Annotated in this window: 13 protein-coding genes; 4 read left to right on the top strand and 9 right to left on the bottom strand. The window is 38.0% G+C overall.

Going from position 1 to position 15,227, the window contains the following annotated elements:
* Nucleotides 1–31: 31 nt before the first annotated feature.
* From BMY14_RS05735 to BMY14_RS05725, 3 genes are all read left to right on the top strand, one after another.
* Entirely contained in the window at nucleotides 32–880 is an 849-nt protein-coding gene (locus tag BMY14_RS05735) for a NifB/NifX family molybdenum-iron cluster-binding protein (protein WP_143063141.1), read from the top strand.
* A 144-nt stretch (nucleotides 881–1,024) separates the two neighbouring features.
* Entirely contained in the window at nucleotides 1,025–1,960 is a 936-nt protein-coding gene (locus tag BMY14_RS05730) for a LysR family transcriptional regulator (RefSeq protein WP_091830005.1), read from the top strand.
* Between the two features lie 93 nt (nucleotides 1,961–2,053).
* Nucleotides 2,054–3,181 carry a 5-methyltetrahydropteroyltriglutamate--homocysteine S-methyltransferase gene (locus BMY14_RS05725; protein ID WP_091830003.1) on the top strand — a complete coding sequence of 376 codons (1,128 nt, stop codon included), beginning with the start codon at nucleotides 2,054–2,056 and terminating at the stop codon, nucleotides 3,179–3,181.
* A gap of 100 nt (nucleotides 3,182–3,281) precedes the next feature.
* On the opposite strand, the gene rarD is transcribed toward BMY14_RS05725, so the two are convergent.
* From rarD to rhaB, 8 genes are all read right to left on the bottom strand, one after another.
* Complete coding sequence (gene rarD / locus BMY14_RS05720; protein WP_177177491.1) at nucleotides 3,282–4,205, bottom strand: EamA family transporter RarD; 924 nt, start codon at nucleotides 4,203–4,205, stop codon at nucleotides 3,282–3,284.
* 30 nt (nucleotides 4,206–4,235) lie between these two features.
* Entirely contained in the window at nucleotides 4,236–4,559 is a 324-nt protein-coding gene (locus BMY14_RS05715; protein WP_091830001.1) for a winged helix-turn-helix transcriptional regulator, read from the bottom strand.
* Between the two features lie 214 nt (nucleotides 4,560–4,773).
* Complete coding sequence (locus BMY14_RS05710) at nucleotides 4,774–7,416, bottom strand: alpha-L-rhamnosidase (protein WP_091829999.1); 2,643 nt, start codon at nucleotides 7,414–7,416, stop codon at nucleotides 4,774–4,776.
* A 33-nt stretch (nucleotides 7,417–7,449) separates the two neighbouring features.
* Nucleotides 7,450–7,767, bottom strand: coding sequence for an L-rhamnose mutarotase (locus BMY14_RS05705; protein ID WP_091829997.1), 318 nt, complete (start codon nucleotides 7,765–7,767; stop codon nucleotides 7,450–7,452).
* Nucleotides 7,768–7,827: 60 nt separating this feature from the next.
* Nucleotides 7,828–9,153 carry an MFS transporter gene (locus BMY14_RS05700; protein ID WP_091829995.1) on the bottom strand — a complete coding sequence of 442 codons (1,326 nt, stop codon included), beginning with the start codon at nucleotides 9,151–9,153 and terminating at the stop codon, nucleotides 7,828–7,830.
* A 128-nt stretch (nucleotides 9,154–9,281) separates the two neighbouring features.
* Complete coding sequence (rhaD, locus tag BMY14_RS05695; RefSeq protein ID WP_091829994.1) at nucleotides 9,282–10,100, bottom strand: rhamnulose-1-phosphate aldolase; 819 nt, start codon at nucleotides 10,098–10,100, stop codon at nucleotides 9,282–9,284.
* Nucleotides 10,101–10,281: 181 nt separating this feature from the next.
* The gene (locus tag BMY14_RS05690) at nucleotides 10,282–11,535 is read right to left on the bottom strand and encodes an L-rhamnose isomerase (RefSeq protein ID WP_091829992.1); all 1,254 of its coding nucleotides are present in this window, start codon (nucleotides 11,533–11,535) and stop codon (nucleotides 10,282–10,284) included.
* Nucleotides 11,536–11,541: 6 nt separating this feature from the next.
* Nucleotides 11,542–12,945: a rhamnulokinase gene (gene rhaB, locus BMY14_RS05685; protein ID WP_091829990.1), complete on the bottom strand. Its 1,404-nt coding sequence runs from the start codon at nucleotides 12,943–12,945 to the stop codon at nucleotides 11,542–11,544.
* 317 nt (nucleotides 12,946–13,262) lie between these two features.
* On the opposite strand from rhaB, the gene BMY14_RS05680 reads away from it, so the two are divergent.
* Nucleotides 13,263–14,018, top strand: a complete 756-nt coding sequence (locus BMY14_RS05680) for a DeoR/GlpR family DNA-binding transcription regulator (protein ID WP_091829988.1) — start codon at nucleotides 13,263–13,265, stop codon at nucleotides 14,016–14,018.
* A gap of 234 nt (nucleotides 14,019–14,252) precedes the next feature.
* On the opposite strand, the gene BMY14_RS05675 is transcribed toward BMY14_RS05680, so the two are convergent.
* The gene (locus tag BMY14_RS05675) at nucleotides 14,253–15,173 is read right to left on the bottom strand and encodes an AraC family transcriptional regulator (RefSeq protein WP_091829986.1); all 921 of its coding nucleotides are present in this window, start codon (nucleotides 15,171–15,173) and stop codon (nucleotides 14,253–14,255) included.
* Nucleotides 15,174–15,227: the final 54 nt, after the last annotated feature.

The following is a 15,227-nucleotide window of genomic DNA, read 5'->3' as shown; positions in this document are numbered from 1 at the left end:
TTCAGACAAGTTTTATTTGACAAATGTGCATATGCTCACTATACTAGCAATAGAGCATATGCACATTATAAAGTTTTTAAATTACATAAGCAGGAGGCGATTCATTATAGCCCGCAACAGTATCTGTCGGCGCGTTTGTATGCTGCCAGAAAATAAAATATTCACCCCGGATAAGAATGCGGATGGCTATGTAACCTTGACTATTGATGCTGTCGAAGCGTTGCGTCTTTGCGATTTGGAAGAGTTGGATCAAGAACAAGCCGCCGGTATGATGGGGGTTTCACGAGGAACGCTGCAGCGCATCCTTTACCGGGCTCACCGGGCAACAGCTGAAGCATTGATTGCTGGTAAAGGTATTCACCTCACCGGTGGCAACTACAGCGTAAATGAATATGCCTGCAAAAATACAAGCCGATGTCATCGCTGCAATTTTGCCGATGACAAAAAGAATAAACAGCTTATTACAAAAATAAAATCAAACTTGGAGGATACAATTATGAAAATTGCTATTACAACTGAAGGAAATCAAATTTTTCAACATTTTGGCTCTTGTCCCTTCTTTACGCTCATTGAAATCGAAAACAATAAAATAATAAACCGCAAACTCATTGATGCATCGGGCAGTGGTCATTCGGCTTTAGCTGGATTTTTACAAAGCAATGAAATCGATCTTTTAATCTGTGGAGGAATTGGTGCCGGAGCTCGCAATGCTCTTGCGGAAGCTAACATCGCACTTATTTCCGGCAGCAAAGGCGATATCGACGCAGCAGTTACAGCATACCTTGCTGGTACACTAAAAGATAAACCAGAAGGTATGTGCAACCATCATCACGAAGGCGCAGACCATCAATGCGGCGCTGGCGAAAATCACTGCCATTAATTTATCTTTCTCATAAAAAAAGCGGAACCGCAAGGTCCCGTTTTTTTATTATACTCTTTTATAAAATGTCTGCCACCCCTTCGCAGATAAATTGTTCTGCAGTATAATAAAATAAAGCAAGAACATGAAACCAAAGGAGCAATCATGACTTTACAACAATTACGATACATCATCGAAGTCGTCAACAGCGGTTCTATAAACGAAGCCAGTAAACAACTTTTCATCACACAACCCAGTTTGTCTTCGGCAATTAAAGAACTTGAAACCGAACTCAATATTATGATCTTCACACGCACGACTCGAGGAATACACCTTACCTCTGAAGGCGCTGAATTTTTAAGCTATGCCAGACAAATCATTGAACAAACCCAGCTTTTAGAGCAGCGTTACCTGAATGCAAAACCATCCCCACAAATTTTTTCGGTTTCAACACAGCATTATGCCTTTGCAGTGAATGCATTTGTTCAATTGATTCGTCAATATGGGCATGATGAATATCGGTTTAAACTTCGTGAAACCAGAACCTATGAAATCATTGAAGACGTTCACAATCTAAAAAGTGAACTAGGTGTCCTCTATCTCAATGACTTCAATAAAAAAATCATTGAAAAACTTTTAAAAGAAAATGACCTTTCGTTTCACCCTTTGTTTGAAGCATCTCCGCATATTTTTGTCAGCAGTACACATCCGCTGACTAAGAAAAAAAAAGCTTCGCTCCATGATCTTGATGAGTATCCCTGCCTGACCTTTGAGCAAGGTGACTACAATTCTTTCTATTTTTCTGAGGAAATCTTAAGTACCCTCTCTCACAAAAAAAACATTGAAGTCAGTGATCGGGCAACACTATTTAATCTACTCATCGGATTGAACGGGTACACCATCTCGACCGGTATCGTCAGTGCAGATCTTAATGGGGATAATATCGTGCCAATTCCCCTGGATGTCGATGAAACAATTTGTGTCGGCTGGATTACAAATACCAAAGGATTACCTGGTAAACTTGGTCAAATTTACATCCAAGCTTTAAAAGAAATCGTGTCCTGCTATGCCTCACAAAATATCCGTTTACTTATAGATTAAAACTATATCTGTTAAAAGAAATATCAACTTACCCTATAAAGAAACTCCTATGGTATACTAAATTCACCGAAACAGATAGGAGTGAATACATATATGACTACAACGAAATCAAAAAACCTTCATGTGCCAAATCATTACGACTTTGTAGGATCTTTTTTAAGGCCAGCTGCTTTAAAAATAGCCCGCCATAAATTCAGTAAATCCGAAATTTCCGCAGCTGAGCTGAAAATCATAGAAGATAAGTCCATTATCGGCCTTATTCAAAAACAAAAAGAAATCGGTCTCAAATCGATTACGGACGGTGAATTTCGTCGTTCCTGGTGGCATCTTGATTTCATGTGGGGACTAGGTGGTGTCAAAAAAGTTGATCTTGACGCTGGGTATCAGTTTCACGGTATCGAAACACGCGCTGAAACAGCTTGCCTTACAGGAAAGTTAAATGGCGCCAATCATCCTTTTGTTGAACATTTTAAATTTGTCAATCAATATGCCGAAGAAACAATTCTCGCCCGTCAAACGATCCCTGCACCCGCTCAATTTTTAGCCGAACTGCAGCGCAAGGAAAATCGCACCATCACACAAGAAATTTATCCAAACAACGACGACTTAATCACAGATATTGCCGCTGCTTATAAAACCGTGCTAAAGGATTTATATAATGCTGGCTGCCGCAATATTCAACTTGATGATTGCACGTGGGGTATGTTCTGTGATAAAAAATACTGGGAAGCCCGCCAAGAAAGTCAAATTTCATTAACCGAACTTGCTGTACTTTATGCAAAAGTCAACAACCTTGCAATATCAGATCGACCTGACGATTTGATAATTACGACTCACGTCTGCCGTGGTAATTACCATTCCTCATGGGCAGCAGCAGGAGGCTATGAGCCTGTCGCCAATATCTTATTCAAAGAAAATGTCGATGCTTTTTATCTGGAATATGACAGTGATCGTGCTGGTGACTTTGCACCGCTTCGTTTTATCACCACGCAAAAAGTTGTTTTAGGTTTAATTACCAGTAAAACCAGCAAACTTGAAAATAAAGACAGCCTCAAAGAGCGAATTTTTGAAGCAACAAAATATGTTCCACTGAATCAGCTTTGCCTAAGTCCACAATGCGGTTTCGCCTCTACCGAAGAAGGTAATCTCTTAACCGAAGAACAGCAATGGAATAAAATGAAACTCGTTAAGGAAATCGCCGAAGAAGTATGGCACGAATAAAGCCAATTCGTGTGGCAAAAATAGACTATAGATCCTCGTTTCATTTCGAGTAAAAAGACAAAGGCAGGTTCTGGCGAACCTGCCTTTGTCTTTTTATAAACTATGAAGCTTTACACGACGATGGCTTTTGAAAAGCTGCTCGTTCCGAAAATGAAAAGATCAGTAAGCCGAGCCAAATGAAGCCAAACGAAAATAAATGTATGAAACTAAATGTTTCATGAAATACCGTCACACCAATACATAAACTGATTGAGGGTGACAAATATTGAAAAAAACCCATAACATTGAGTGGCAAAATATTGGCTCCCTTGGAAAACAAAAGTAAAGGAATCGCTGTAACAACACCTGTACTAAGCAATAATAAAGTCACATGCGGATAAGCAAAGCCAAAATGGCTTTCACCAATCCCGACCAAATATAATAAATATACCATTGCCAGTGGCAAAACCATAAATGTTTCCAACGTAATACTTACAATTGGATCGAGCTGAATCATTTTTTTCAAAGCGCCATAAAAGGCAAAACTGCTTGCCAAAAGTAAAGAAATCCAAGGGACTGTACCAAACTGAATCGTCATATTTAAAATCCCGATACCAGCTAAAAACAAACTCACTTTTTTCCAAAAATTTAATTTTTCTTTAAAAATGATCATTCCCAAGAAGACACTAACCAATGGATTCATATAATAACCAATACTGGTTTCAAGAATACGAGCATGATTAACTGCCCAAATATATACAAACCAATTTACACTGATTAAAAGAGCCGCCAAAAACAGCAAAAAAGTCCTTTTTTTATCTTGCCAAAGTATTTTTGTTGTTTGTTTAAAATTTGCTATTTTTTTCATAAAAAACAATAACCCCAGCATAAATACAAACGACCAGCAAATCCGATGAGCTAAAATTTCATAAGCGGATGCTTCCTGTAAAAACTTCCAATAAAGCGGTAATATTCCCCATAAAACATAGGATCCAATCGCAGCTGCCGCACCGGAACGGATATTTTTATCTTGCATCGTATTCATAAAGCATCCCTCATTCTAATTCGTTATCTTTTATATCGATTCCTGATACCGCTCACCCCAGGCATACATGGTATCCAGCACCGGCTTTAAGCTTTTTCCAACCTCGGTCAAAGTATACTCCACCCGCGGTGGAACTTCTGCATATACCTTACGCGTTAATAGTCCATTTTCTTCCATAGCTCGTAAATTTTGCGTAAGTACCTTTTGGGTAATTGTCCCAACTGATTTTTTCAGCTCACCAAACCGTTTCGTTCCCTCAAGCAAATCACGAACAATCAAGACTTTCCATTTATCGCCCATCAGTACCAGCATTGTTTCAACCGGACATGGCGGCAATGATTTTTTATCTATCATTCTGTACCTCCTGAAAATCACAATAGTATCTTTTAGGTTGTTATAGCCTAAAGTTCACTATTACTAAATATGAAATTATTATAATAGGAACAAACAACAAAGTCAACTCACCTGATCGACAGATCTAAAACACCCAATCTAAAATGGTTTATTCTACCATTTAGATTGGGTGTTTTTCGATTTTTTAACCTGAGGTCTTCCATTTTTGCCTATTTTATAACGTAAAGGTAACTGTATATTCTCCAGACCCTACTTCTGCCTTATACGATTTATCATCGTTTGTAAATATAAGGCTATCGGCTTCGCTAATTGCCTGAATAGCATCTAAATATAAGGTTGCTGTCGTATTGACCGGAACATGAATTGTCACCAAGCCCTCCATTTTTTTTATATGCCAATAAATACTCACATCGCCATACATACTTTTGTAGGCAGCCTTTACATAGGATATAGCCCCGCCAAACAGCGGTTTAAAAATTATATGTTTATAGCCAGGCACTTGTTCATCAATTTCAATCCCTGCAATCGCCCGATAAAGCCATTCACCTATAGCACCATAGGCATAATGATTAAAAGAATTCATGTCCGCGCTCCACATCGTTCCATCCGGCTTTAAGCCATCCCAATGTTCCCAGACCGTTGTCGCACCACATTTGACTTGATAGAGCCAGGATGGAAAATCATCTTTTAATAGAAGATCATATGCTTCTTTCGCATACCCATTTTGACTTAACGCATGGCAAATATAGGGTGTCCCTACAAAACCAGTCACAAGATGCCCATTTTCTTTTTGGATTAATGCAACAAGATTTGCCGCAATTTTTGTTCTATACTGTTCGTCAATTAAATTGAAATACAATGAAATAACATGCGCTGTTTGTGTCTGCACCAGCAAGTTTCCCTCTGCATCAAAAAAGTTTTTTCGATAATTTTTCACGATTTCATTATAGAGGATAAAATATGTTTCATAATCAGAGTCTTTGCCAATAGCTCTGGCCATTTTGGCAAAGAGCAACGTTGAATAGGCATAGTAAGCTGAGCATACAAGTTCATTTGGCGTCGCGCCAAAATAGTCTCCCGGTTTTGCATCTAACGCAACCCAATCACCAAACTGCAGCTTGTAAGACCAGATGCCCTTATCATCCACATGAAAATGCATGAAATCTACCCACTTTTTCATGGAACTATATTGCCGACGAATAATCCCCGTATCCCCAAAGGTCAGATACATTGACCACGGCAAAATGACCGCAGCATCAGCCCAAGCCGCTGCAGAATGCGTTCCCTGACTCAACAAAACATCATTGTCCGAATACCCCGTCAAAACATCCGGTACTACATGCGGCACACCACCTTCTACTGTTTGATCAACCGCAACATCCCAAAGCCATTTTTCATAAAATGCATACGTATTCATGAGGTAACAAGCTGTACGGCTGAAAATCTCTGCATCGCCGGTCCACCCCAAACGTTCATCACGTTGCGGGCAATCCATCGGTATATCGAGGAAATTCCCTTTGAGCCCCCAAAGAATATTATGTTGTAACTGATTGAGATCTGAATTCGAACACTCAAAAGTTCCGGTTTGTTCCATAACCGAATGCACCGTACAAGCCTTAAAATTTTCCAGTAAAGGCGTTCCCGGCCAAGATACAATTTGCGCATATTGAAATCCTTGATAGGTGAAATTCGGATGATATGTTTCCATACCGCTGCCACGGCAAGTGTATTCAATTGTTTCTTTCGCCGCCCGCAAGTTCGCAAAATATGCATTACCTTCACCATCCAGTACTTCAAAACATTTGATAATAACCTTATCACCCTCTTTACCTTGGACAAAGAATTCGATCCACCCCGTCATATTCTGTCCAAAATCAAGAACCGTTTCGCCCTTAGGCGTCTGGAAAATTTGTTTTGGCTTCAGATAGTCATTAATACCAGGCTTTGAAGCATACTGTGGTGATAAAATACTCTTATCACAATTCTCAACCTGTACGTTCTGCCATTTACTTTCCTTAAACCCGGGAGAATTCCACCCCACCTGCTCTAAGCGTGCATCATATATTTCCCCATCGTAAATTTCCGAAAAAACAACCGGACTATTATCACCCTGCCAATTTTCGTCTGTAGCGAAAATAGCCTTGCTGCCATCCGCATAGTTCACATGGACCTCAGCCAAAAAAGCGGTCTTTTTACCATAAATATTTCGAATGTGATTGAAGCTCATCAGTCCCTTATACCAACCAGCACCAATATGCGCACCAAGCACATTTACTCCTGTTTTTAATAGTTCTGTCACATTATAAGCTTGATACATAAGATGTTTGTGGTACGATGTCCAGCCAGGCGTCATTTCATCTATACCAACGCGCTGCCCATTAATATAAAAATGATACAAGCCAAGAGCTGTCACGTAAGCAAAAACGGATTCAATTCGTTTTTCCAGAAAAACCTCCTGCCGAAGATACGTGCCTTTTGAATTATCCGCATCTTTTTCCGTCTCCACAGAAATAAATTTTGCCTGCCATTCATTATTAATAATTCCACTAAAAAAACATACATAGGGAGACCACTCGCTCCAAATACTCAAATTATTCTGTGCTTTTACACGAACAAAATAACGCTGTGCTGTCTGAAGTTTTAACGTTAGTGAAATACCTGCCGATACATGAGATTCAATCACACCACTATCACATAAAATAACATTAAATCGTTCATTCTCTGCTATTTGAATTTGATAAGCTTTCTGATAGCAGTTCCTCTCATCGCTTACCATCTGCCAAGAAATACGGGGCACTTCGACAACGCCTGTCGCTTCATCCATATAATTCAATTTCACTTTTATTACATTGAACATAGCTTTTCTCATCCCCCTATAGTGTCGAATTCGTTATTCCAGATAAAATACCTGTTGCATTTTTGGTTGTGCTCCGGTAGCGGGATCCAGCACCATCGTCATAACATCCTTCATGTACGCATTCCATTTATCGACAATTGGACTATCCGTCTGATATTTTTCTGCAAAATCTACGCCTTTTTCACATTCAAAATAGCCAAAAACCTCATTGCCAAGATTCCAAATCGAATAATTTGAAATTCCAGCATTCTTTAACACGGTTTTCATTTCCGGCCATATAGTATCATGCCGTTTTTTATATTCCTCCAACTTACCTTCATGAATAATTGCTTTCCAGGCAAAACGTTCCATATCGCCACACCTTTCTATATATTGAATAAAGGGACAGCTTGCGCCGCCCCACATTTTTACTTAAGAATGTTTGCCTTCACAATTAACCAGGCAGTCATCGTCATCCAACTCATGACCATATCTTTCCGTTGTAATCTCTTCGAGTGTCTTGCCTCTATCATCCGGTGCCAAAATTGCACCGACGAGCCAGCTGATAGCACTAAGCGCCACCAGTATAATAGCTGCTACACGGAAACCAACAGTTTCCATGAGAATTGGGACAACAAAAGCCCAAATAGCCGCCGCAAAACGTGTAACAAAAAAGGTAAAGCCCTGTGCTGTTGCACGATAACGTACTGGAAAGAGCTCGGAACTCCATAGCTGATAGAATTGTTGCTGCATTGCAAAACCATTAACAATCGTAAAAGCCCACAGCATCCAAGTTTGCAGCATTTCTGCTGGCAGGGTCCATACGACCCAGGCAATCATTGGCGTTGCGCCAAAAATAGTATAAAGCCCCCTGCGGTTTACCTTATCACCAAAGTACATAAAAACTACCGTGGCCAAAATACAAACCGCGAAATTCGCACACTGCATAACAAGTGACATAGTGTTACTAAGATTGCCGACATGCTCATAAATATATGGCATAAAGAACCCAGCCGTACTGGCTGATATATTCCAAAGTGTATAAACCCCACAGCATAAAAAAACAGTTTTAAGACTTGTACCTTTAAGAATCATGGCATACGTAACTTTCTTGAACTTACCTTCAGCAATAAGTTGTTTTTCCTTGACCTTGGATTCCGTCCACTCCGTAGATTCTGGCATTTTAAGACGCTGATACCAAATAAATGCTGCTACGACAATCAAATGAGCAAACATAATACGGTTACCCAATAGTCCGAACATCGAATTCAGCGGTATAGAAGCAGCAAATACCACAACAGGACCAAGCATCCAGGCAATTTGAGCTGACCCGCAGTGTTTTGCTCGATTCTCTGATGGCGCCTCTTCTGCAATAAACGTCCATGATGCAACAACATCCGCTCCTACCGTGAGACCAACAATAACGTATCCTAACAAAAACATTGGATAATTCGTAGCACATACAATAAGTGCCACACCAATCATATAGATAAGAAGTGCATAGTTATAAACAAATTTACGACCATACTTGTCACAGATTTTACCACCAATCAGTGCGCCGATTGCCGCACCGCCTGTATTCGATGATAGAGCTGCCAGAATCCCCATTTGCATACTATCCATTCCAAAATACGCCTGCCACATGCTGAGGCCTGCTGCACCAGCAACAATAGAGCCAGCATCAATATAACTAATCAGTCCGGCAGTAATCGTTTTTTTCCATGGCGACATATTATAATCCAGTTTTGCAAGTGTCATTTCTTTATTCTTCCCTTCTCTTGTGTTGTTTCTGTAAAATTATAATAATAAATTTGCTAGGCACTATTGTTGTACACCCCTCCGTTCAAATAATGTCATAAGGCAAACCGCGATCTCCTATATTTTCTTTAATCGAGAAAATCTGTTTGCAGGTTCACTTTAAATTCTTTTGCCAAATCCCTGAAATTCTGACTGCTTATCGTTTGTTTTTTCCCGCCCATCGAAAGAACTTTAACACAAATTTCCGCCGATTTTTCTACCGTGTCCATTAGTCCAAACGTTAAATCAAAATCTTCACCGGCGCAAAAAATCCCATGATGCGCCCAAATGACAATATCATATTGTCGCATCAGCTTACTTGTTGCCACTGCAATATCTTTTCCCCCTGGGACCATCCAGTCAACGACACCAACCCCTTGTGGAAACACAACGGGGCATTCCGTTGCCATTTCCCATATCTCACGTGTAAAAGCTTTGGCATTTAGCGGCAAAACAAAGGTTAAAGCAATAATGTTTGCTGGATGGGCATGATAAATAACCCGATATTTTCCTTTTGTTATTTCCTTTTTTATACTATGATTCATTAAATGTGTTGGAAATTCGCTGGTTGGAGTGCCGCCATGTTCCAAACCCCACACAATGGCATAGTTTTCGCCTTTTTCATCAATATGGGCAATCGCAATATTGTCTTCTGGACACAAAATGATATTACGCATATATTTTCCACTGCCCGTTACAAGAAAATATTCACCGGCTAAATTTGGCACACTCACACCAATTGGAATATATTGCGTTGGAGTTTTTAAAGCAGCTTTAATTTCTGCAATTTCACTATCCTTCACTCTATAGCTCAAATTTCCGCCATTTCTTTCATGCCAGCCTTTTTGAAAAGCATCATTCGTAACACGAATAAAACCTTTCACAAAATTTGTTTCCGTAACTTTCATATCATTTGATCCCCTTTTATTGTTAAGATATTTTCTCTCTATATAGAACGCATTAAACATTTTGTATGGCAATCGTCAAGAATGAGGTATAGGGTTGAGTGGCGTTACGTAGGAAGCAAACGATGCCCTATACCCCATTCCTGACAGACTAATAGACTGGACGTAAATTCTTTAATGCGTTCTATATAGTTTGTTCAGTTCGTTTTGACAAAACATTTTTCTCGTAATTTTTTACATCAATAAGCCAATTTTGTTTTTCAGGAACATTGTTCATCTTGCAGAAATAATCCCAAATATCCCCCATTGGATAGGTTTTAAGCTCTTCCTGCAGTGCCATAAGTTCTGTGAAGTTCTCCGTTTCCTGAAGTTGTGCTAATTTAGCATTTGGCGCTAACAATGCCTCCAGTAATGCTTTTTGCATATTACGCATACCAACTACCCAGGCTGCAATACGATTGATGCTGGCATCAAAAAAATCAAGTCCGATAAAGACGCGGTCAAGCGCATCACTGCGAACAATTTCTTTACCAATTTCTTTTAACTCATCATTTAAAACAAGAACATGATCACTATCCCAGCGAACTGGATGGGATATATGTAAGGCTAATTTTTCCGAAAATAATAACAGTGCTGAAATCTTATCAGAAACAACTTCGGTTGGATGATAATGACCCGTATCCATAAGACACATAATATTGTTTTTCGCTGCATAATTCATATAAAATTCAGATGACCCTACTGTGTAAGATTCAAAACCGATACCAAATACTTTTGATTCAACACAATCCGCAATATATTTTGCATCTACTTTTTGGGTGAAAATTTCATCTAATGACTCCTTTAAACGTTTTCTCGGTGACAGACGATCCGCTGGCGCATTTTTATAACCATCGGGAATCCAAATATTATTGAGAGTCGTTGTTCTTAGTTCTTTGCCAAAATATTCGGCAATTTTCCGTGATGCTTTACAGTGGTCAATCCAAAATTGACGAATTTTTTTATCGGGACTCGATAAAGTTAATCCATTAGCAGCTTTTGGATGGGAAAATAACGTTGGATTAAAATCAAGTCCCAGACCGCGATCTTTCGCATAATCAACCCAAGCCTTAAAATGTTTTGGCTCTAATTTATCTCGGTCGACTTTTTCATCTGTAATTGCATACGAAGCATGCAGGTTGACTTTATGCTTGCCGGGTATCAGACTAAATGCTTTATCTAAATCAGCCATTAATTCTGCTGAATTTCTTGCTTTTCCAAGATAATTCCCCGTTGCTGCAATACCGCCGTCAAGGCTTGACCCATTTTCAAATCCTGCTACATCATCTCCTTGCCAGCAATGCATTGAAATTTTTACATTGTTCAGTTTTTTTAAGGCTGCATCGACATCCACGCCAATATTTTGATACATTTCTTTCGCGGACTCAAATCTTGTCATAAACGATCACGCTCCAACTTTTTTAATATCAAATGATTTTTTTATGCATTCACGCGCTTCAATTAAATCTTTAAGTTCATTGGTTTTTAACATTTGCGCGAGTATGTTCCCTAAAGCAGTGGCTTCAATCGGACCAGTATAGAGATCTTTGCCTGTATATTTTGCGGTTAATAGGTTGAGATACTCATCTTGACAGCCTCCGCCAACAATATGAATACAAGTATAGGTTTTACCAGTTACAGCTTCAATTTCTCGTACTGTTTCAGCATAGGATTTTGCTAGGCTCTTATAAACACAAGACAAAAACTCACATTCCGTTTCCGGTTTTTCCTGCTTTGTTTTTTCACAATACGCTTGCAGTGCTTGTCTCATGCTTTTGGGGGCTAAAAACGAAACATCATTTACATCAACATAGGAAGGAAAATAATCTCCGATTTTAGCAAGTTCATATAATTCGGAAAATTTATATTGGTGTTTAAATTCCATGCGCAATGACTGCATCATCCATAATCCCATAATGTTTTTTAAATAACGATAGCGATAATGATATCCACCCTCATTCGTAAAATTTCGCTGGCGGCTTTTTTCGGTACAATCCGGTATCATTCGTTCAACACCCATCAACGACCATGTTCCTGAACTTAAATAAATAGAATCTCCATCCACCAAAGGTGCCGCGAGTACTGCCGAACCGGTATCATGTGTTGCTGGTAAGACCACTTCAGCTGAAAAGCCAACTTCGTCCTGAATGTTTTGTCTAAACTGTCCAACGCTGGATTTTGGTTGATATAATGTACCAAAAATCTGTTTTGGCAATCCTAATTTATCGATCAGATCAAAATCCCAATCTTGTGTTGTTGAATGAACCAACTGTGTTGTTGTTGCATTGGTGTATTCATTCTTTATACTTCCAGTAAGTAAAAAGTTTAAATATTCTGGAATCATCAGGAATGAATGTGCTTTTTGTAGTAGTTCCGGCTGCTTAAGTTTAATCGCATACAGTTGGTAAATGGAATTAAAAATTTGTTTTTGAATACCATTGCGATGATATAAATCCGCTTCACTGATAATCTTATATACCTCTTCATCGATGCCTTGCGTACGGCTGTCACGGTAAGCAATTGTATCGCCCAGCATATTTTCTTTATCATCAAGCAAAACAAAATCGACACCCCACGTATCAATTCCAACGCTCTGTGGAATACGATTATATTGTTTGCACATCTTAAGTCCTGCTAAAACCTCTTGAAACAGCTGGTCTAAATCCCAACAAAGATGCTGATTTTTTTCAATCAAGTGATTTTCAAAACGATAAATTTCTTCAATGCGTACTTTACCATTTTCCAGCCAGCCCAAGATATGGCGCCCACTCGATGCGCCTATATCAATCGCCAAATAATACGACCCCATTACCTCATCCTCCAAATAAATGTTTAACTCTATAAATACGTCATTTATCTTTTTTTATCTTGTTTTGTCTTTGTTTTAATTTATATTACCACTCAAAAACAAATAAATCAAGATTTATTTCTGTGTTTTTCTTTTTTTATTTGGTATTATCTTTTTTATTGAATTATTTTTATGATTGGGTCTTCTGTGTAATTTATCCTGAATTTCTTTGTTTGCTTTGATTTATGTTTGACTTAAAGGAATATCTATAGGTATACTAAAGAAAAACACGCGATTGTCTTTTTAAAATTTTCGATACACAATAGGAGTGATATATGATGTTAGGAATAGAACGCCGCCAAAAAATCATGGAGTATCTGACCAGTGACCGAAAAGTTTATGTGGCTGATCTAAGCAAAATATTAAAAGTAACCGAAGAAACCGTACGCCGTGATCTTGAAAAACTCGAAACCCAGGATTTACTCAGACGCAGTTACGGTGGTGCTGTTCTCAATGAACATACCAGTGAAGATCTCTCTTTTTTAAAACGAAATTCCATCAATAATACGGATAAACAAGCCATTGCAAAAAAAGCCGAATTTCTCGTCAATGATAACGACACGCTGATGGTTGATTCCAGCACAACCTGTCTAACCTTACTTCATCAGTTAAAAATAAAAAAAGAATTGACTGTTATTACAAATTCCATCAAATTGGTAAATGATTTTGTTAGTTCGCCCTTCACGATCATCTCAAGCGGCGGCACTTTGCGGGCTCATTCTTATGCCTTGGTTGGTCCTTCTGCCTGCAATTCTTTGCAAAATTACTATGTAGATCTGGCAATCATCAGTTGTAAAGGAATTGATCGCGACAAAGGTATTATGGAATCCAATGAACAGGAAAGTATTATTAAGCAGCAAATGATGAAACAGGCAAAAAAATGCATTTTGCTCATTGATCATTCAAAGTTTGATAAAACTGCTTTTACCAGGACAGGCGATTTCACGTGCATTGACTATATCGTCACCAACCAAATGCCATCACAAGATTGGATTAATTTTTTTGACAAACGTGAAATCAAACTAATCTATTAAAAAATCATAAAAAAAAATCTATTGACAGCGTTTAAAAGTAAGCGTCAACTAAACAGTGTATATAAAAATAGCAGCCATCGTTGTATACTCAGAATATGAATATGGATCGACTGACTGCTATACTTATTTCTATATTGTCTCATTCCACGGAAGGTAGCCTTCTAAAAATTGTGGTTCTCTTAAAAACGAGATATTTGGAAGCGTTTCAAGCAGGTATTTCAATTAAAAGATCTCTTAATTTATGTTACCTTTATAGTTTTTTATCTTATATTTATATATAGTAGGAGAACAATTCATATATTTTTTAAATATTTCAGAATAATAACTACTACTAGAAAAACCAACAGAAATAGCTACTTCTGTAATGTTTAATCCTTCATTTAATAAATAAGGAATACTCTTTTGAATGCGATAACTTAGAAGATAATCCAACGGTGTATGATGTACAATTTTTTTAAATAAGCGACAACAAGAACTATTACTGAGATTGCAAGAGTTGGAGATATCTTTTAATCTTATCGCTTCTTTGTAGTGGACATGGATATAATTCAGTGCTGATTTTATTTGCATAATGTTTTTGTGTGGATTTTTAGGTTTATTTGGAAGTTTACGATAAACATCTTGATATAAATAGAAGCATAATTCAAACAATTTACTCACAATTAACAATTCATAGCCAATGATTTTTTCTTTATAAATCTTTTCTAGTTCCAATAATACTGAAATAATATTATTACTATCATGGTCATTCGAATTAAAATAGGCAAACGCCAGTTGTTCATTTGTAACTAGTTCAAATAGATATTTGTTTTCGAAAATACTATTTCTATATCCTGAAATTAAAGTTGGATGAAAAGTAATTGCAAAATATTGGCAATTTAAACCAGGAGATGCTGTTCCTGAATGAAGACAGTTCTGATTTGCACATATAGCATCACCTTCTTTGAGCAGATATTGATTATTATTTACTTGATATATCATAGAACCGCTAAGAATATAAGTAAATTCAATTTCTGGATGCCAGTGGCACCCAAAAGTAGAACCCCTATAATTTGTGATTTCTTCATAACCGATTCGAAAAGGAAAACTATCATTTCTAGCATAATCTCTATTCTCCAATTGATTTTCTCCGATATTTAGTACTTTATTTTCCATAAATCCTCCAAATGATAATATTGTTATAAAATATAACGATATTATCGTAGATTT

This window comes from Propionispira arboris (genome assembly GCF_900109225.1).
In the GTDB taxonomy this organism is placed as follows: domain Bacteria; phylum Bacillota; class Negativicutes; order Selenomonadales; family Selenomonadaceae; genus Propionispira; species Propionispira arboris.
The sequence above is the reverse complement of the archived record's forward strand: the minus strand, read 5'-3'. Positions and strand labels throughout refer to the sequence as shown.